16 protein-coding genes and 2 pseudogenes are annotated in these 17,522 nt (G+C 60.6%); 10 read left to right on the top strand and 8 right to left on the bottom strand.

What is annotated here, in order from left to right:
* Positions 1-4: 4 nt before the first annotated feature.
* The gene (locus P6U30_RS07140) at positions 5-1,738 is read right to left on the bottom strand and encodes an acetolactate synthase catalytic subunit (RefSeq protein ID WP_407168723.1); all 1,734 of its coding nucleotides are present in this window, start codon (positions 1,736-1,738) and stop codon (positions 5-7) included.
* A 67-nt stretch (positions 1,739-1,805) separates the two neighbouring features.
* Positions 1,806-2,636 carry an alpha/beta fold hydrolase gene (locus tag P6U30_RS07135; protein WP_407168722.1) on the bottom strand — a complete coding sequence of 277 codons (831 nt, stop codon included), beginning with the start codon at positions 2,634-2,636 and terminating at the stop codon, positions 1,806-1,808.
* A 445-nt stretch (positions 2,637-3,081) separates the two neighbouring features.
* Between P6U30_RS07135 and P6U30_RS07130 the strand changes: the two genes are divergently transcribed.
* The 3 genes from P6U30_RS07130 to P6U30_RS07120 all read left to right on the top strand — a co-directional run bounded on the left by P6U30_RS07130 (position 3,082) and on the right by P6U30_RS07120 (position 5,617).
* Positions 3,082-3,999, top strand: coding sequence for an alpha/beta hydrolase (locus P6U30_RS07130; RefSeq protein ID WP_407168721.1), 918 nt, complete (start codon positions 3,082-3,084; stop codon positions 3,997-3,999).
* A 453-nt stretch (positions 4,000-4,452) separates the two neighbouring features.
* Complete coding sequence (locus P6U30_RS07125) at positions 4,453-5,097, top strand: type IV toxin-antitoxin system AbiEi family antitoxin domain-containing protein (RefSeq protein ID WP_407170387.1); 645 nt, start codon at positions 4,453-4,455, stop codon at positions 5,095-5,097.
* Positions 5,090-5,617 (top strand): nucleotidyl transferase AbiEii/AbiGii toxin family protein, encoded by a 528-nt coding sequence (locus P6U30_RS07120; protein WP_407168720.1) that lies wholly within the window; start codon positions 5,090-5,092, stop codon positions 5,615-5,617. Before P6U30_RS07125 ends, P6U30_RS07120 begins: the two co-directional genes overlap by 8 nt.
* Positions 5,618-5,691: 74 nt before the next feature.
* On the opposite strand, the gene P6U30_RS07115 is transcribed toward P6U30_RS07120, so the two are convergent.
* The gene (locus P6U30_RS07115; RefSeq protein ID WP_407150635.1) at positions 5,692-6,297 is read right to left on the bottom strand and encodes a Bug family tripartite tricarboxylate transporter substrate binding protein; all 606 of its coding nucleotides are present in this window, start codon (positions 6,295-6,297) and stop codon (positions 5,692-5,694) included.
* Between the two features lie 111 nt (positions 6,298-6,408).
* On the opposite strand from P6U30_RS07115, the pseudogene P6U30_RS07110 reads away from it, so the two are divergent.
* From P6U30_RS07110 to P6U30_RS07095, 4 genes and pseudogenes are all read left to right on the top strand, one after another.
* Positions 6,409-6,663 (top strand): annotated as a pseudogene (locus P6U30_RS07110) (transcriptional regulator); the annotation flags it as partial.
* Positions 6,664-7,282: 619 nt separating this feature from the next.
* Positions 7,283-7,489, top strand: a pseudogene (locus tag P6U30_RS07105) (SOS response-associated peptidase); the annotation flags it as partial.
* A 561-nt stretch (positions 7,490-8,050) separates the two neighbouring features.
* A complete protein-coding gene (locus P6U30_RS07100; protein WP_407150634.1) occupies positions 8,051-8,173 on the top strand; it encodes a hypothetical protein in 123 nt (40 codons plus the stop codon).
* Between the two features lie 244 nt (positions 8,174-8,417).
* Positions 8,418-8,609: a hypothetical protein gene (locus tag P6U30_RS07095; protein ID WP_407150633.1), complete on the top strand. Its 192-nt coding sequence runs from the start codon at positions 8,418-8,420 to the stop codon at positions 8,607-8,609.
* Positions 8,610-9,028: 419 nt separating this feature from the next.
* Here the strand turns inward: P6U30_RS07095 and P6U30_RS07090 are convergent, their stop codons facing one another.
* Positions 9,029-9,220, bottom strand: coding sequence for a hypothetical protein (locus P6U30_RS07090; protein ID WP_407150631.1), 192 nt, complete (start codon positions 9,218-9,220; stop codon positions 9,029-9,031).
* 272 nt (positions 9,221-9,492) lie between these two features.
* Here P6U30_RS07090 and P6U30_RS07085 point away from each other — a divergent pair, with 272 nt between their 5' ends.
* Complete coding sequence (locus tag P6U30_RS07085) at positions 9,493-9,714, top strand: hypothetical protein (protein ID WP_407150630.1); 222 nt, start codon at positions 9,493-9,495, stop codon at positions 9,712-9,714.
* Between the two features lie 1,083 nt (positions 9,715-10,797).
* On the opposite strand, the gene P6U30_RS07080 is transcribed toward P6U30_RS07085, so the two are convergent.
* From P6U30_RS07080 to P6U30_RS07065, 4 genes are all read right to left on the bottom strand, one after another.
* Positions 10,798-11,532 (bottom strand): Crp/Fnr family transcriptional regulator, encoded by a 735-nt coding sequence (locus P6U30_RS07080; RefSeq protein ID WP_407152441.1) that lies wholly within the window; start codon positions 11,530-11,532, stop codon positions 10,798-10,800.
* Between the two features lie 17 nt (positions 11,533-11,549).
* Positions 11,550-14,708 (bottom strand): CheR family methyltransferase, encoded by a 3,159-nt coding sequence (locus P6U30_RS07075; RefSeq protein ID WP_407170386.1) that lies wholly within the window; start codon positions 14,706-14,708, stop codon positions 11,550-11,552.
* Between the two features lie 230 nt (positions 14,709-14,938).
* Positions 14,939-15,208, bottom strand: a complete 270-nt coding sequence (locus tag P6U30_RS07070) for a hypothetical protein (protein WP_407168719.1) — start codon at positions 15,206-15,208, stop codon at positions 14,939-14,941.
* Positions 15,208-16,218 (bottom strand): chemotaxis protein CheB, encoded by a 1,011-nt coding sequence (locus P6U30_RS07065; RefSeq protein ID WP_407150628.1) that lies wholly within the window; start codon positions 16,216-16,218, stop codon positions 15,208-15,210. Before P6U30_RS07065 ends, P6U30_RS07070 begins: the two co-directional genes overlap by 1 nt.
* A 98-nt stretch (positions 16,219-16,316) precedes the next feature.
* Here P6U30_RS07065 and P6U30_RS07060 point away from each other — a divergent pair, with 98 nt between their 5' ends.
* Together P6U30_RS07060 and P6U30_RS07055 are read left to right on the top strand one after the other, a co-directional pair.
* Positions 16,317-16,712 carry a response regulator gene (locus P6U30_RS07060; RefSeq protein ID WP_407150627.1) on the top strand — a complete coding sequence of 132 codons (396 nt, stop codon included), beginning with the start codon at positions 16,317-16,319 and terminating at the stop codon, positions 16,710-16,712.
* Between the two features lie 528 nt (positions 16,713-17,240).
* The gene (locus P6U30_RS07055; RefSeq protein ID WP_407168718.1) at positions 17,241-17,489 is read left to right on the top strand and encodes a hypothetical protein; all 249 of its coding nucleotides are present in this window, start codon (positions 17,241-17,243) and stop codon (positions 17,487-17,489) included.
* Positions 17,490-17,522 lie beyond the last annotated feature (33 nt).

Below are 17,522 nucleotides of genomic sequence, written 5' to 3'. Positions count from 1 at the left end.
TCTGCTACGGCACGGGATCCTGAACGATCCGATCACCTTCCAAGCGATCGAGTGCGCCTTCATACAGCGACACGGGCGGATGCGCGCCGGGATCGGTTATGACGTCGAGCAAGCTGAGCGTCGACGCCTTGGCCGCTTCGGCCAGGGCCGCGTCGAGATCACGAGACTCCATGACGCGACGGCCTTGGGCGCCGACCGCGCGTGCGATGAGAGCGTGGTCCACCTGCCGCAAATGACCAGATGAGGTATAGCGGCCGAATTTCACCTTCTTGGCATCCTTTTGATAGCCGAGCACGCCGTTGTTGAGGACGACGACGGTCACTGGAATATCGCTGCGTACAGCGGTCTCCATTTCTGCCCAGGCATGACCAAAGCCGCCGTCACCGACGACAGCGATGACTTCTCCTGCCGGCCGCGCGAGCTTCGCGCCAAGCGCCAGCGGCAGTCCCCAGCCCAATCCCGCCAGACCGCGGGGAGAGATGATCCGCGTTCTCGGATGTGATGTGCGGAGCTGGCCTACGATCCAGTTCGAAGCATAGCTTGCGTCGGACACAACGACAGTGTCCGGGCCGAGGCGACGCTGGATGGCAGCGAGAGTCCGCTCCGGCCGAATCGGTGAAGCATCGGTCAGCCAAGGCGCACGATCGCGTTCGAAAGCTTCCCATGCCCCGGCGATGAAGTGCTCAAGCTCGGCCCGGTTGCGGGAAGAGTTCAGCGCTCTGCCCGAAAGCGCAGCGGTCAAGGCGTTCAGTGTCTCCCGCGCGTCGCCCAATAATCGCACGGATTGATAGTTGCGGCCGATTTCCTCCGGCGAAATGTCGATATGCAGGACCTGGGCATTCCTGGGGATCATCCGCCAACCATCCGTACCATCTTCGTTGGTCCGGGTGCCTATCAGCAGGACCACATCAGCATTGGTGACAAGCGACCGGGTGTGCCTGCCGAGCGATCCGGGACCGGTCAGCGAGGCGATCGGTCCGGCGGCGAGCGGGTGGGTTTCGGCGAGAGCGCCCTTGCCCATATTGGTGGTCGTGACGGGGATGCCGGCGGTTTCCGCAAAATGCAGCAGGGCGGCGCCTGCGTCGGAGCCATGAACGCCGCCACCGGCAATCACGACGGCTGCCGAGGCATTGGCGATCAAATCGGCGGCGGCGCGGATCGCAGCGTCCGACGGGCGCGGCCGATCAATCGGCCAGGAGGAAAGTCGCGCCGTCCGGTGCGCGGACTTGTCCGCTTGTGCCTTGTGCAGGTCCGAAGGAATCATCAGGACCGCGGGACCGGGCTTGCCGCTCGCAGCGGCGATGAATGCCTGATCGAGATGATCTTCAATTCCATCGACGCTCTCCAGCAGACGAGACCACTTGGTGACGGGCTGGAACAACGCTTTGTGGTCGTATTCCTGGAATGCGTTCTTGCCAATATGTTCGCGTGATATCTCCTGCATGAGTGCCACGATCGGAATTCCGGCCTTCATCGCTTCCGCAAACGGGGCCACCGCAAGCGCGGCGGCGGGGCCGTTCTGGCAGATCAGAACCGGCACGCGGTTCGACACGCGCGCAAAACCATCAGCGATTGCGCCGCCCGCATTCTCTTCGCGGTAGGTGATCTGGCGAATGCCGCGATCCTCGCAGGCAAGGACGAGTGCAGACGGAACACTCTGGCCCAGAATGAAATCGATGCCGTGGCGGACAAGACTGTCCGCGATGACGTCGACGACGGTTTGTGATGGTTTGCTCATGCCGCGGCTCCAGCACGCTGTCTGCCGTCAAGCAAACCGGCCCCGACGCGAGACGTTCCTGTGCTGATCAGGCCGATGTCGGAATCCTGGGCGGCGCTTGGGTCACGGCCAGCCTTTGCCAGAAGTCGAGCACGGCCGCGACGATCGCCTCGGGCGCGTCCTCCTGCACGAGGTGCTTGGCGTCGGGGACTACGGTGAACGACGCGCCTGGAATACGCCGGGCGAGTTCCTCGCCGTCCTTTAGTGGAATGAATTCGTCCTCGGCGCCCCACAGGATGGTGACAGGACACCGGATTTCGCCGTACCTGTCTTCCACTTCCTCTGAGTACTTGTCGTCCATCTGCGCGATCTGGCGCCAGAACGCCTTCTGTCCTCCTTGGCTCAGCCACGGTTCGAGATAAGGCAGCATCTCCTCCTCGCGCAGCCTGTATTTCACGGTGGCGCCGATGTAGGCGCGAAGGATTGCCTCATGAATGTAGGCGGGCAGACCGGAGAACGCATGCTGGTGCGCCTTCGCCGCCTGGACAAGCGCCGAGCCCTGCGGGCTGATGGCGACGGGATCAATCAACACGAGACTGCGATAGTCAACTCCATCCAAGAGGTGCGCGCGCAGCGCGGCCGAGCCGCCGAAGTCGTGGGCGATGACGTCGGGCCGGTTGATCCTCCAGTGATGCACGAGGGCAGTCAACAACCGGTTTTGGGCGCTGTGCAGGACATCCGCTTCGGGCTTGGCCGATTGACCGTAACCGAGAAGGTCGTAGCAGAAGACGCGCCGATGCCGCGCGAGCCACGGCGCAATCCGCCGCCATACGCGCGACGAGAAGGGCGAGCCGTGCATGACGACGGCCGGCGACCCCTCGCCGATCATGCCCCAGGCGATCGCCTGTCCCTCGAACAAAAATCGCTCCGGCAAGGTCCATTGAATCATCGTCTGTCCTCGATCAGGTGTAACTGCGGCCCTACGAGTTTTGCGTTCCGCTTCATCGCCTCTTTGATTTTCACGAACACCTTCTACGCGTGCCATTGGCCGCGCGTTCCTACGATGGCTTCGATTCTGCATCTCATGCGAATACCAATTCAACGGACCCGGTGTGTTCCCGAGCGGGAGCGGTTCGCGAGTGTTCAGGACCAATCCAGGAAGGTCCACGCTTGGCCGCTAACGCCGCTCCTGATTTGCGACGGTGTTGCTGCGCAGCGACCGCAAAGGTGAAGCTTTCGGAACCAAACCGGAAACGCCCCGTTTTGACGGCATGAGACGGGAGCTTGTTGACGCCGAGCCAAGACACTGTGGGCTCATCCAATCGGAGAGCGGATTTCAAGCACGCGTAGGAAGGACGTGTCCAATGAGCAGCAAACGCGAAGAACTAACGTTCCTCTCCTGCGGTGATACATGCGCTGCGTGGTTGTACCCGCCCATTGCGGATGAAGGTGCGAGACCTGTCATCGTTATGGCCCACGGATTGACCGGCACACGCCGAGACCGCCTGGGCGCGTTCGCCGCGCGGTTTTCGGCAGCCGGTATTGCTGCGCTGGTTTTCGACTATCGAGGTTTTGGCGACAGCACCGGCGAGCCGGACCTATATGAACCCTCTCGTCAGTTGGACGATTGGCGCGCTGCGATCGCATTTGCTCGTTCTCTTCCCGGCATCGATGCTGAACGCGTCGCGACGCTTGGCTCCTCGTCGGGTGGAGGCCACGCACTTGCTGCGGCCGCGGCGGATCGCAAGGTGGCCGCGGCAATCAGTCAGGTTCCGATGCTCGACAGGGAGACCCAGTCCTACGACAGAGCTCAGAATGTGATTGAGGAGATGAAGGCAGCAGCAGCCGAAGGTCGCTATTTGCCTGCTGTTGGTCAGCCCCATGAGGCCGCGCTGATTTCCGCTCCGGGAGCCGAGGTCGGTTGGCGCCGCGTCGTTGCGATCGGCGACGAATCCCGATGGCGAAACCGCGTCTCGGCGGCGTGGCTGCTGGGCGAGCCATATCGGCCGATCCAACATGCCGCCTCGCTTCACTGTCCTTGGCTGGTTTGCATTGCTGCCGGCGATCAGGTTGCCAAGCCTGGACCTGCGATCGACGCGGCGCGCCGCGCTCCGAAAGGTGAACTCCGACTCTATCCAGGTATCGATCACTTCGACATCTATGACGGCCCAGCCCACGAGGCAGTCGTCGCCGACGAAGTCGAGTTTCTCAGCCGGCACCTTCTGGGCCGAAACCTCTGCGGAACAACCAAAGCAGGTTCGGAGCTGCCACGGACGTCATGAAGCAACGATTTGCGCGAGATAAGTCGGCGAAGGGGTCTTTCCGGAGGCCATGACAGTGGGTCATACGTGGTAGCGGGGGAGCGCTACCGCCTTTCCCCACACCAGCCGAGCCTCCGATATCTTATCCAGTCCTTCGCATGAGCCAGTTCTTGAGCTCCTGGCGGGTTCAGTTCTTACGCTCTTAGAGACACACGTAGAAAGACCACGAATCGAGGAATCGGGCCAAAGCGGCCGAACTCGCGGAGATTCGAAAGGCGGCGCATGTTTGGCACCAAGTGTCGTAGAGACGGCCGTAACTGCCGCGCGCAGAGTGCGCTTATTTACTGCCTCTGCAGGCTCGATCTGGGTGAGCCAAGTTTCCATCGACGGTAGCGAATTTTGGTCATTCCGATTGTGATACAAAACGTCGGTAAAAATATTGACAAACCCGACATTTTATATCATTCATACTCAATGCAATCAGCCTCTGAGACGCAGCAAGACCGCGCTCTAACTCTGCTGAAAAAGCGGGGCATGGTTCGGCTTTCTGAATTCAAGGAGGCGGGCGTTACGGCGGCAACCGTGTCACGAATGAAGGAGAAGGGGCTCGTCCTTCAACTCAGCAGGGGACTATATCAACTCCCAGATGCCTCGTTCGATACCCATCATGCGCTGGCTGAAGCCGCCAAGCTCGTCCCGAAAGGCGTTATCTGCCTCACCTCCGCGCTCGCCTTTCGAGGACTAACCGATACGATCCCATCGCGGGTTTGGATGGCCATAGGCGCAAAGGATCGGCGGCCGCGAACCCAAACCCCTCCCCTCCAATTTGTGCGTTTCGGAGAGAAGGTTCTGACCTCTGGCATTACAGAGCAAGAGATCGAAGGTGTGCGGGTACGCATCTACAATCCCGCCAAAACAGTAGTCGACCTGTTTCGCTATCGCCGGAGCGCCGGAAAGCGCTATCAAAAGAGTCCCGGCCTCAATCTCGCGCTCGAGGGTCTCAGAGAAGCACTGCGACAGCGCAAAGCAACCCCTGCCGAGATCGCCGGATACGCAAATGAAGCTGGTATCTGGAAGGTCGTTCAGCCGTATCTTCAGGCTATGACCGCCAATGCCTAAGAAGCCAAAACCTCCAATCAAGAACATGGGCGCGTCGGTTCGGGCGCGGTTGCTCAATCTCTCAAAGCAGCGTCGCCAGCCATTCGATCTGCTGCTCAACAATTACGTTCTCGAGCGACTTCTTTATCGGCTGAGTCAAACCAAGCATCACGACCGTTTCATTCTGAAAGGGGCGATGCTGCTTACGAAGTGGTTCGAAGATCCGCTACGCCCGACAAGAGATTTGGACTTTTTGGCCGTCGGCAATGACGATCAAGAAGAAATGGTGCGCATCTTCCAGGAGGTATGCGCGGTCTCCTTTAACGATGGAGTCGTTTTCGATTCCGACAGCGTGAAGGTCGATCGTATCCGCGAAGAAACCGAATATGGCGGGCTACGCATTACGGCCAATGGGGTAATCGATAACGCCAAAGTTCGGATCGTGATTGATATCGCCTTTGGCGATTCCGTTGAGCCGGGTCTTCAGGAGGTGGACTTACCGGTTCAGTTGGATTTTCCGGCGAAATCTGATGGTGGTTGATCGCTGACTGTTCGTAACGGCGATGATCCTGATGCCGCCGGCTTGCGCCATCGGCAACTGGGTTGCGAGACCAGCTACGTACAGTGGAGCCGATTTTGCGAGAGGTCTTGCATTGCCAGACTCACCTCCTTGTATGGAACGTGCTGGAGGTCGAGGCCCGCGCGCCTCAAAAAGCCCGGCACGAGATAGTCCAGGCTGCCTGGAGTTCCGCTCCAGTTGAATTGGCCGTTCTTTGAGCGCGCCTGCGTGACAAAATCAGACATCGAGTTCATTGCCAGCGAGGCAGGGACGCCAATTGCGACGTAGACTTCAGCTGCGGCCGAGATCGGCAGAAGATCGTTGGGATCATAAGGAAGGCTACCCTTGTGCGAGACCAAGTTGCTCGTGAGGGGCCCTCCGTTCGTATAGAGGAGGGTATGCCCATCGCTGGAATTGAGCACGGTAGAGACGACGATGATGCCGTCGGCCCCGGGACGATTCTCGACAATGACGGGCCTGCCCCATCGCTTAGCCAGCTTGTCGGCGAACGGACGCGCCGTTACATCGCCCCCGCTGCCGGCTGGGAATGGAGTGACGATCTTCACGACCTGGCTGGGCCAGGACTGGGCGTTACCGGGCAATGCGGTGAACGATAGAGCGATTGTTGTCAGGATTCCCAGAGCCAAGTTCGTGGTGCGCATGATGGCGTCTCCTCGTCCTCGCCGACACGGCGGCTTATCAAATTCGATGGACACTAGGAGACGGACACGCCTAAGGTCCTTGTTTCAGAGTCTGAAGAGTTCTGAAGAAGCATGACAACCAGTCCGAAACTAAACCGAGAAGCCGTTCGATTTGGAAGTTTTGCGCTGGACCTCATCGATCGGCAGCTGACCTGTTCGGGAGAGCCCGTCAAGCTCTCGAGCCGGGCACTCGATATCCTGTGCGAATTGGCTTTGGTTCCAGGCGAAGTGGTCAGCAAGGATCGCTTGATGGAAAAAGTCTGGCTCGGACGCGTGGTGGAAGAGAATGCGATCCAAGTGCACGTGTCCGCTTTGCGCAAGGCGCTTGAACGCGGAGGCGACGGTCACAGCTACGTCGTCACGGTCCCCGGAAGAGGCTATCGCCTGGTCGGCATCGATAGCAGCTCTGACGTGCCGGTGTATCCAGGCTCTGGAGGGATACCGGCGCGTGGTACCTCGGTTGCCGTCCTCCGGTTTGTCAACCTCAGTGGCGATTCCAGCCAGGATTACTTTGCGGACGGTATTGTGGAGGACATCATCACAGGGCTTTCGCGGATCACCGGGTTATCTGTGGTCGGCGCAACATCGAGCTTGCTGTTCGAGGCAGGCTCTGGCGACCTGGCGAGTATCGGGCGGAAGCTCGGGTGCCGCTATCTCGTTCAGGGAAGCGTGCGGAAGGCCGATAACCGCATACGGATCACGGCACGGTTGGTGGAATCTGAAACGGGCGTCGCTTTGTGGGCAGAACGCTATGATCGTCGTTTTGACGATATCTTTGAGGTCCAAGGTGCGATCGCCATGAGTCTGGTTGGTGCCCTCGAGCCGAACTTACGCAAAATCGAGATCAGTCGCGTTCGAAGAGAGCGCCCCAACAACCTTGATGCCTATGACCTGTTTTTGCGGGCGCTCTCCTCAATGCGCACAACCATGCAAACGGGAGCGGGTGAAGCCGATCCCGGGGCCGCATCTGGTCTATGGCTTCCTGACAAAATGCAGTCGTCGAGCCGATTCATGCCAAGGCGATGCCGGTGATCTGACGACCGATGAGGAGCGTGACGTGTGGATGCGCGCGCCATGGGATGATGCCAAAGCGCTGCAGCGGCCCCTGCCCGATGACATGTTCAAGGTCGTGCTGCGCGGCGCTGACAAGGAGGCAAGCTGGTGGGCTAGGACCGGCGTGTTTTCTCCTCGGCTTCTTTTGCGAGTTTTCTCCACTCCTCGGCGGCCTGCAGCCAGGCTTCTCTTGCGCTCGCACTCGTGGCCTCGGTCGCCTCATCTTCGCATTCGGCGGCTTTCCGGCGGTAACGTTCAAGGTCTGACGTAGCCATGCCCGGACCTGACTGGTGAAGCGCAAAGAGTGCCAGATTAGCGGGCTCGGTCTACCTCCGCGCGACCGTAGGACTACGATGTTGCCGATGACTTGAGTCAATTCCATGTTGGACCGCCCGATGAGGCACCCGTTCACCCCTTGGGAGGCCTGTCTCCGGTTTGCAGCGCCTGCGCCACTGAGCGGAAGCCCCGTAAACCTCGCTTCCGTCGCGGGGCACTATAAGCTTCGCTCGTTTAAGTGTCCGCTCTACAATCACATGCTGCACCCGTCGCTCACGAAAGCGAATGCGTTCCCGTTTATGGCGTTCCTACTCAGTTAATCGAGGGATCCGAAATTCGCCAAGCCGATCTCCGTGCTGCATCCCCGACAACCACTGGCAACGCTGTGGCCGAGCCGATCTACTCCAAAGCGATGCCGGTGATCCTGACTACCGATGAAGAGTGCGACGCAGGGATGCGCGCGACATGGGATGAAGCCAAGGCGCTGCAGCGATCGTTTGCCGGATGACCTGCCAAAGATCGCTGCGCGTGGCGCGTCGAAGGAGGATGGCGCGGCTATTTTCTGAGCGTGAGCAGACCAGCAGTCATATCAACTCGACAGCTATGACGATGTGCCAGCCAAGCGAGAGGGCGAAGAAGACGGACGGCATGCGCCTCGCAGCAAGTTGTTCAAGCTTTAACCTATTTGAATGCGGGCTGGATCAGGAACCCTAGGTTAGGAGATCCAATCGAAGTGCTGACGAAATCCCCCAATGATCATTCTGGACGTGTCGAACCCCGCTGCGTTTTCGGGAAAAGGCAGCATTATTGTCCTTGAATACGCAGATGAGGATGTCGCCATGAGGGCGGCCAAGAAGATTGCTTCAGAGACCGGGCGTCGCGTCACAATCTATGACGAACAGGCGCGAGTGATCGGCACAATACCGGCCCCTACCACGCATTGAAAGGCGCTGCAGTAACCGTCACCGGAAGCTAAACATCATCCCTCATGAGAGGACCAGACGGAAGACCGAGCCATAAGAGGGAGCGTTAGATGTGTCAGCCGGGAAACTGCGGTTGGAGCAGCGATACGATCATCGGGGCGGCGATCAGAATCGCCGGTGTCCAGCCGACCACCGCAGCTAACCAAAGCTCGGCATTGCGAAAGTAGTCGTGCATGGAGGGCTCTCCAGCAAGTCAAAGCGGTCAACGGAAAGATCTGGGCGGTGTTCCTGCATCGGCAGGCGATGGACACTGAAGCGGGCTGCGAACTCGTGCTCCCGTGGGGCACCAGCCGAGGCGCGGCTCGTGGCAGGTCCGACCCAAGGCGCGGCATACAGTGCGGGCAACCAGAGCACGATCAGTGCTATGTCCCGTTTCACAGCTAAGTTGCGCGCTGAAGGCGAGCGATGCGCCTGTGATCGCGCCAAAGCTCGATGATATCGTGGGTCGCCAAATATGTTTCGGCTCGCTTGCGCGCCTCCGTATCGTCCAGGCTGTTAAATTCGTAGGTCGCGCGCGCTACGCCCGCAGCGTCGACTGCGAAGGCCACGTAGCGTTTCAGCCCCTCGTCCATTGTTGGCATCACGCCTGATGGCAGTTGGAAAGGCCAGGATTAAAGGTAACCTCGACAGGCTGCCGCAAAACATTGCTGTAGGGACTCGTTCCTATTTGCGCGGCCCGATTTGGAGCGTCACTGCAGCCCGCAGTCGCACCCGGTCGCTCTCCGCGTTCGACCTCTCGTGTCATTCAAATGTTGATAGGGCGTTTGGTATTATCCTATGACACATAGCTGGTCGAAGTTCCATGATAACGCTGGAACCTACGGGTCCGGCGGAGGCATCTCCAATGCCAATCGGTCTCTTGTTGAAAACTGGAAAATACACGTCGGCCGAAAGCGAGTTGTTGAACAATGCCTTCGACCAAGCTTTGCGCTCATTGGGCTTGGTTGATCGTAACGATCCGCTTTGCGAGATGCTTGCTCGTAAGGTCATCGAGGTCAGCGCGACTGATACGAGGTCGGCAAAAGAGATCGCGGAAGCGGCCATAGTCCGGATCGCTCTGCGATAGGGCCGTCTCACCAGCGCATAGAATGATTTCTGACAGGAACAGCATGCGCGAACCGGCGTTTCGCTGCGATGGACAACGAAGAACTACAAGCCTACAGCGAAAGAGCTTTGGTCGTGGTGGCCGTCAGTACGGCAACCCTCATCGCGTCATTCGCCCTTCTAATATTGGCCTTGTAGTGCCGCCTAGGTGACGGCATCTCGCTCTTTAGGCGCAGTCGCTATTCGGGAAATTAGCAAATCTATCTGGAACCTCATTGCGCTGATACAGTTGGCTTGCCGCTGGTTCTGGGCTTGCCGTTGCCCCTAAACCTGGAGAAGACCGTCCAGACTGTGCGAACCTCAGCGTGAACTAAGATATGTCAAGGGAGGGATGATGCTTCGCGCATTGGCTCTTCGACTTTAGACTGTCAAGAGGCGAGTGCAGATCCACCTGAAATCTGCCTTGTCTCGACATAAGGAGATAATTTACAGAAGAATGCTTTGATGCGAGCTCTGGTTGCGCGCTATCCGGAGGCCGTTCGCAGCTCGTCGCTCGTCTCAGCGCGCGCCTCTATTGGACCGTCGAGCCCAGCAATTCACTCCTGATGCCGGCACCGACGCTACTGCAAGAAGCCCTTTGGCGAACCATTGTCATTGGAAAGAGTAATGCTACTCATCGCGGGCTTGTCGAACATGTTTCGGAACCGCAATTCAATTCGCGGCACGCCGGAAGCACGATCGGACAAGCGCTGCTGCGCCCGACCTTTCATTGCGAATCGTGCGGAAGATTCTCAGCCTGATCAAGTTCGACCGCATTGAGGATCGGCGCGCCGTGTTCCCTATGTTTACGCGGTAATCTTGCTCGGTGATCAATTCGCCGTTATCGAGCAGCGATTCGAGGAGATCCCTACGCGGTCTACGGGCGAATGCGCTGGTTCCTGAAAAGGCACGGCGGGCGCGGAGCAGCGGTCGACCTCGTTCATGCGCACGGCTTACCCGCTTCTTCGGCCGCACGGCTGTTGGCGAAGCTACTGAGCGCAGTCCCGCTGGAGGGGCTAGCACGTCGCCAGGCAGTCGGGTTCCATCGGCCAGCGACCGGCGTCCTCTACCCGCGCCGCTTGCTGTGGAGATAATCGGACGAAAACAACGCGATATCCTGCAAGGCCCCGAGGTCGTTGATCGTGAGCGTCCGTTCGCGCAGCACGATGAGGCCCGCGCTGCGCAGTTCCTGTAGGGTCCTGTTGACGTGGACCACTGACAAGCCCGTGGCATCGGCCAGATCAGTCTGCGTCACCGGGAATGCGCAGGAATTGTCATTGATCATTCCAACCGAATGCAACCGCTCGTGGATCTCGCACAAGAGATGCGCCACCCGCTCAAGGGCCAGGCGCCGCCCGACATTGACCGTCCATTCGCGCTGAACCGCGCTGTTGACCATGGTTTCACACCACAGGGCTTCGGCCAGCGAACGGTCGCCCGCCAACAGCGCTTCGAACGCATCGCGCTTGACCTCGGCATAGATAACCGGTGTCAGCGTGCCGATGGTGTGATCCATCACCGACAGCAGGTAGACGCAAGTATCGCAGGTGTCGCCCGGCAAGATGAAGCCGACGATCTGGCGGCGGCCGTCCTGCAGCGTCTTGTAGCGGTAGAGCCAGCCCGACAGGATGATCCGGACACTGTCGACGGCGTCGCCCTCGTTGATCAGGTCCTCGCCGGGGCCTGCTCGCCGCACGCCCTCCCGGATCGCGCGTTGCAACAGCGCGACACCCTGCTCGGACAATTGCCGCAAGGCATCGAGACGCCGGATCACCGGCTGTGCGAGATTTCCCTCGATCATTTGCGGCAAGGGGCGCACTAGCTCCCCATGCTCTGCGTATGGATGACCCGCGCGCTCATCGGGATCGCGATCATGGCGTGAAGTCCCGATGGATCGAACGCCAGCGTGGTCTTGCCGTAAAATTCGAATGACAGCGTGCGCTCCAGCAACTCCGTGCCAAATCCCTTGCGCTGAGGCGGTGAAATAGAAGGTCCACCTCGCTCGCGCCACTCGAATACTAGCTGTTGCGGATCGGCACCGTCGTCGAAGCGCCAAGATACGTCGATGCGGCCTGTCGTCTGGCTCAACGCTCCATACTTCAATGCATTGGTCGCAAGTTCGTGGATCGCCAGCGCAAAGGTCTCGGCCGCCTTGGCCTGCAAGCGCACCGGCGGTCCGGAGACCTGAAGTTGCTTGCCTTCCTGGGCGTCGTAGGCAAGCAGTTCCTCGACCACGAGAAATTCGAGATCGATTCCTCCTTCCGGGTCGCGCGTCACCATCGACTGAGTTCGCGCAAGCGCGTTGAGACGACCGTCGAGATGCGAAGAATACTCCTCGACACTCGAGCTGGTTTTGGCCGACCGGCGAGCGATCGACCGCACGATGCCGAGCATGTTGCGGACCCGGTGCTGTAGTTCGGAGAGCAGCAGTCGTTGCCGCTCCTCCGCCCGCGTGATCGCGGTCACGTCGATGAAGGTGATCACGACGCCTGCGATGAAGTTGTCGATGCTTCGATACGGCAGGATACGCACGATGTAGCGGGTGCCGCTGTCCGGCGCGCTCAGCTCGCGCTCGGCGCTGGCGAGCGTACGCAGCACGCGCCGCACATCGTCATAGAGCTCCTCGATCGGGATACGCGCCTTGATATGCGCGACCGGGCGGCCGACATCGGTTTCGACCAGATGCAGCAGCTGGGTGATCGCGGGCGTGAAGTTCATCACCTTCAGGTCGTTGTCCAGGAAGACGGTCGCGATCTGCGTGCTCTCGAGAAAGTTCTTCAGGTCGCTGGTGGCGCGGGTCAACTCCTGGACACGGTGCGCCAGCTCGCCATTGACGGTGGTCAGCTCCTCGTTGACCGACTGCAATTCCTCTCGCGAGGTCTCGAGCTCCTCGTTGGCGGATTGCAGCTCCTCATTAAGCGACTGGTATTCCTCGTTGGAGGACTTCAATTCCTCGTTGGTGCTTTCGAGCTCCTCGATCGTGGCCTGCAGCCGGTCACGGGTGGCGCGCAGCTCGCTCTCAAGCCGCTCGACATGCTCGGTCCTGATCCGGACATTGGGGTTGTGCTCGGCGGGCTCGACTGCGCGGACCGGACCGTCCTTGAACAGGACGACGAAATTGCGCCGGCTGGCCGGACCGTCCTGTATCGGCTCTATCGTGATGTCGACCAGCACGCGATGCCCGTTGACTCCGAGCTGCACCTGCTCGGCGTGCGCCGTCTCATTGGTTTCCGCCGCGCGTCCGAGCGCGGTGCGCAGCTCGAGCCTGAGATCGCGGTGCACCAGTTGCAACAGGTCCAGTGTCGCGGTGCCCGCCGTCGGCTCGATGTAGCGGCCGGTCCGGCCGGAGAAATGCAGAATGTGGAAGTTGTCGTCGGTGATCACATAGGCCGGCGCATAGCGCTCGGCGATGCGCTGGGCGCGGCGCTCGAGGCCGACCTCGGAACCGTGGACCCGGACGGGCGGTACCTCGACCGCGGCCCGCCCGGCCGCCGTCGTGAGGGGGAATTCCGGCGGCAGCCGCGTTCCGGTCTCGAGCTTTCTGAAAATGCGTGCTCGGCGATCGACCGGCGTAAACAGCTTCGGATGCCGGGTGACATTCTCGGAATTTCCCAGAAAAAGGTACCGGTCCGGCAACAGGGCGAAATGGAACAGCGGGATCACGCGATTCTGCAGCTCGGCGTTGAGGTAGATCAGAAGATTGCGGCACGAGATCAGATCGAGCTTGGAGAACGGCGCGTCCTTGATGATGTTGTGCTGCGAAAAGATGCACATCTCACGCAGCTCCTTCACGACACAATAGGTGTCGCCTTCGCGTACGAACCAGCGTGCGAGCCGCTCCGGAGACATGTCGTTCTCGATACTAGTGCGATAGCGTCCGACCCGCGCCGCGGCGAGCGCACGTCCGTCGATGTCGGTCGCGAAGATCTGTACCTGGGGCGCCGAATCGAGACCAGCCATGTGTTCGCGCAGCAGGATGCCGATCGAATAGGCCTCCTCGCCGGTGGCGCAACCGAGCACCCAGACGCGCACCTGCTGGCCGGCTTCCTTTCCTTCGAAAATCTCCGGGATGACCTGCCTTTCGAGCACGTCGAATTCCTTCTTGTCGCGAAAGAATTCGGTCACTCCGATCAGCAGGTCGTTGAAGAGGTTCTGCGCCTCGTCCTTATCGTTCCTGAGAAAGTCGACATAGGCGGAGATCTCGTCGATCTGGACCACCAGCATGCGGCGCTGGACGCGCCGCAGGAATGTGTTCTGCTTGTAGCCGTGGAAATCGTTGCCAGTCCTGTTGCGAAGAATATCCGCGATGCGGGCCAGCGAAGTCGCCGCCGCCGCGAGGACCTCGTCGAAGCCGTGCTTCTCGTCAAGTCGGTGCAGGTGGCGGGCATAGACCTCGATATGTTCCGGAATCTCCTCGGCGGGCAGCACGAAATCGGCGATCGCGACCGCCGAGTTGCCTTCCTCGTGCAGATCGGGCGGGGCGTCGGTGCTGCGTTCAGCGATCGCAAGGCCGCCGTGATCCTTCAGGGTCGCCACGCCGAGCGTACCATCGCCGCCGGTGCCGGCCAGCACAACGCCGATCGACTGCTCGGCGCGGTCTTCCGCCAGCGACACCAGAAAACTGTCGATGGTCGCCCGCTCGCCATGCGCCGGCTCGGCGGGCCTCACCACGAAGCGGTCGCCGTGAATCGTCGCGATCATGTCTGGCGGGCAGAGATGGATCACGCCGCCCCGGGGGACCTCACCGTCCTTGATTTCGGACAGCTCCGCACCGTCCCGTTGCAGAACGTCACGCAACCGCGCGTCGTCCACGGCGTTCCTGTACTGCATCACCAGCACGACGGCCTGATCAAGACTGAGCTTCAGCTTCGAGAAGAACCGCTCGATGCTGTCGAGGGCGCCGGCCGAGGCGCCCACACCCACGATCAGCGGCGCCCTGGACCCATCTTCGGTCTGTGTTTGGCCGACGTCATCCATGATTGCAGCGGCTTTCATTCTCCTGTGGGCATATCGCCCGCGTCTACTTCTGATAACAGAACTTAGCGCTATCCCAATGGAAATGAGCGACAATCGGGCGTTGCCCCCGGGGGTCTCCGTCCCAGCCGTCGGCTGTCATGCGCGCCGGAAAGCACCGGTTCGACCGATCCGGTGTTCGAATCGGGATCTGAATGCAGAGCGCTGCGGCTCATCGGCATCTCCACCCGGCTCTAGTGCGATGTGACCTTGGCCTCGAGGTACGCGACCCGCTGCACAATCAGGGTGCGGTGCCGCTCCCACTCGATCAGGGTACGCTTGAGCAGGCCGATCAGACGTTCGGCCTGCTCGGTGTCATGGCCGCACGCCTGCAGCCAATCCAGAAGATCCTGCTGGTTCCGAATGCGCATCCAGCCCTCCTCGATGTCGATGTCCGCCTTCGCCAGGAGCTGTTGCTCCGAGCGCAGCTGTTCGGCCCAGTGCGCGTCGTCAGCGAATGTCATCACCGTTCCTTCCGAGTCGATCGCTTGGGATCGAGCGACTGTAGCACGACCCGGCGGATCATATCGGCATATTCGCGGTATTCGGCGGCGCGGGCGTCATACATTTCGGCGACCGCCGGGCGTCCGCTTTGGCGGCCATCATCCGCCATCCGCTGGACCAGTTCGGCGCGCTCCCCAATGATGCGGAGCGCGACCCGAAGCGCCTCATCGACCCGGCTTTCCTGTTCCTTGGCGAGCGTGTCGGCCGTGTAGGCGTGCCCGACTTGGCAACGAAAGCGGAGCGGAGTGTCCGACTTGAGTTCCGAGAGAACGCCCCCGCAAGCGGGACAGGTCAGCGGCGCGGGATCGGCAACATTGATCAGCGTATCGCTGTCGACCCGTTCACCGGCGGCGATCTGGACCTCCAGCGCGATCTCCGGCGGGATCGGAAGCGATGCCCCCGCCTGTTCCCGAACCAGATCGGATAGCACGTCGCCAAGCCGCGCGCTCGGGACGCAGAGGTCGACCGTGGTCGCTTCCAAGGCCCGCAACGGCATCTCATCGGAGATGGCATCCTTGGGGTCCTGGACTACGGCCAGCCCGCCGCAGCGCTTGATCGCGGTCAGTCCCGTCGCGCCGTCGGACAAGAGCCCGCTCAGCACCACGCCAATGACCCTCGGGCCGTAGTGCAATGCGGCGGAGCGGAACAGCGGATCGATCGCCGGTCGGACCAGGTTCTCGCGCGGCCCCCGCCCGAGCATGATGTGACCGTTGTGGATCAGAAGGTGATGGTCCGGCGCGGCAAGATAGACATGGCCGTTTTCGATCACCATTCCGCTTTCCGCCTGCCGGACCGGCAATCCGCCGGCCGCGCTCGCAACTGTGGCCAGAATGCCGATCCCATGCGCCGGTATGTGCAATACGATGAACACCGCGGCCGGCAGATCAGGCGGCAATCGGCTGAGAATGTCTCGCAACGGCGCCGTCGCCCCGGCCGAACCACCGATAACGATGATGTCGCGATTCTGCATGGCACCCTGCTTTATCAATGTCGTTTGCAACAAGGTGGGCTTTCGCCCTATGTTCCAATTTTACGGTCTCTTTGCTGGATATGTTGGGTTGAGTTGATATGTCGGACGCTGCAACGCAGCCGCGCGACGTTCCGCTGGCCGGGCGCCGCATCCTCGTCGTCGAGGACGAATATTTCCTCGCTGACGACATCGACTGCGCATTCCGCGCGCTCGGCGCGACCATCGCAGGTCCGGTCGGAACGATCGACGATGCCAGCCGCATCTTGCGCAACGGCGGGGCCATCGACGGTGCCGTCCTTGACGTCAACATCCGCGGTGAAATGATCTATCCGATCGCGGGCGAGTTGCTGGCGCGATCCGTGCCGATCGTGTTCACATCCGGCTACGACAAGGTTGTCCTCAGCAGCGATTTTGCCGACGTGCCGTTGTGGGAAAAGCCGATCCATATCCACGCCATGGCGCGGCAGCTGGTCCGCGCGATCCTGCGACAGTGAGCCGCTGGCGCGAGGGGTCAGGAACATATCTCCTGCCCTAATCTCTCCTGCTCTGATCACCGAATTTCACGACAAAGCCGCCGAGTATCAGCTCGACCATTTGCACATATTAGTGCGGCTTCTGCCAAAGGGCCCGCGATCCTGGTGGTGCATCGTGACCGAGCGAGATCGAAAGGCGTATCGAACAATTGGATCAGGCGGCGGCAGAACGTGCTCTGATCGTCGATAGTCTCTGAAATCCGGATCCAGAACGATCGCCTGGCCGACGATCTCCGACTGGTCGTGACGCAACTCCGGACGCTACGGTCAGATGCCGTTCATGCTGCCTGACCCGATGCGAAGCCTGAACCATCAGCACACCAAAGGCCGCATCATCACACCAAAGGCTGCGCGGCTGGAATGATGAGAGCCGTCCGATCGCCGGTTTGCCTTAGACTCCTGGTTTTGGCTCCAGGGCTACCCTCGTGGCGTCGATGACCGAGAAACGTTCCGGGTTGACACTCACTGAGGAGCCACAGCGGGCGCGCTATGACCGCTCTGATCTCATCAATGATCGCCGCGTCGTGCGCGACCACTGACGTGATGGATTTGAAAGCGCAACAGCACAAAGCGAATGAGATTGCCGAGGGCGTCGACCAGGGCCATGATTTTGGTGGTGAGGCCCGCTTTTGCGCCAGAGCCGTGCTGGTGGAGCCGGATGAGCGGGCCATCGATGAGGACGTATTCGAAACCAGGATCCTCGCCCAGCGCCTTGAAAGCCCGCTTCCAGACCCCTAAACAGCGGCGCGTGCGTCACAGCCACTCGCCTGA

Origin of the sequence: Bradyrhizobium sp. ORS 111, assembly GCF_045571485.1 — a bacterium.
Classification (GTDB): domain Bacteria; phylum Pseudomonadota; class Alphaproteobacteria; order Rhizobiales; family Xanthobacteraceae; genus Bradyrhizobium.
Note: the sequence above shows the minus strand (reverse complement) of the source record. Positions and strands in the feature narration are given on the sequence as shown.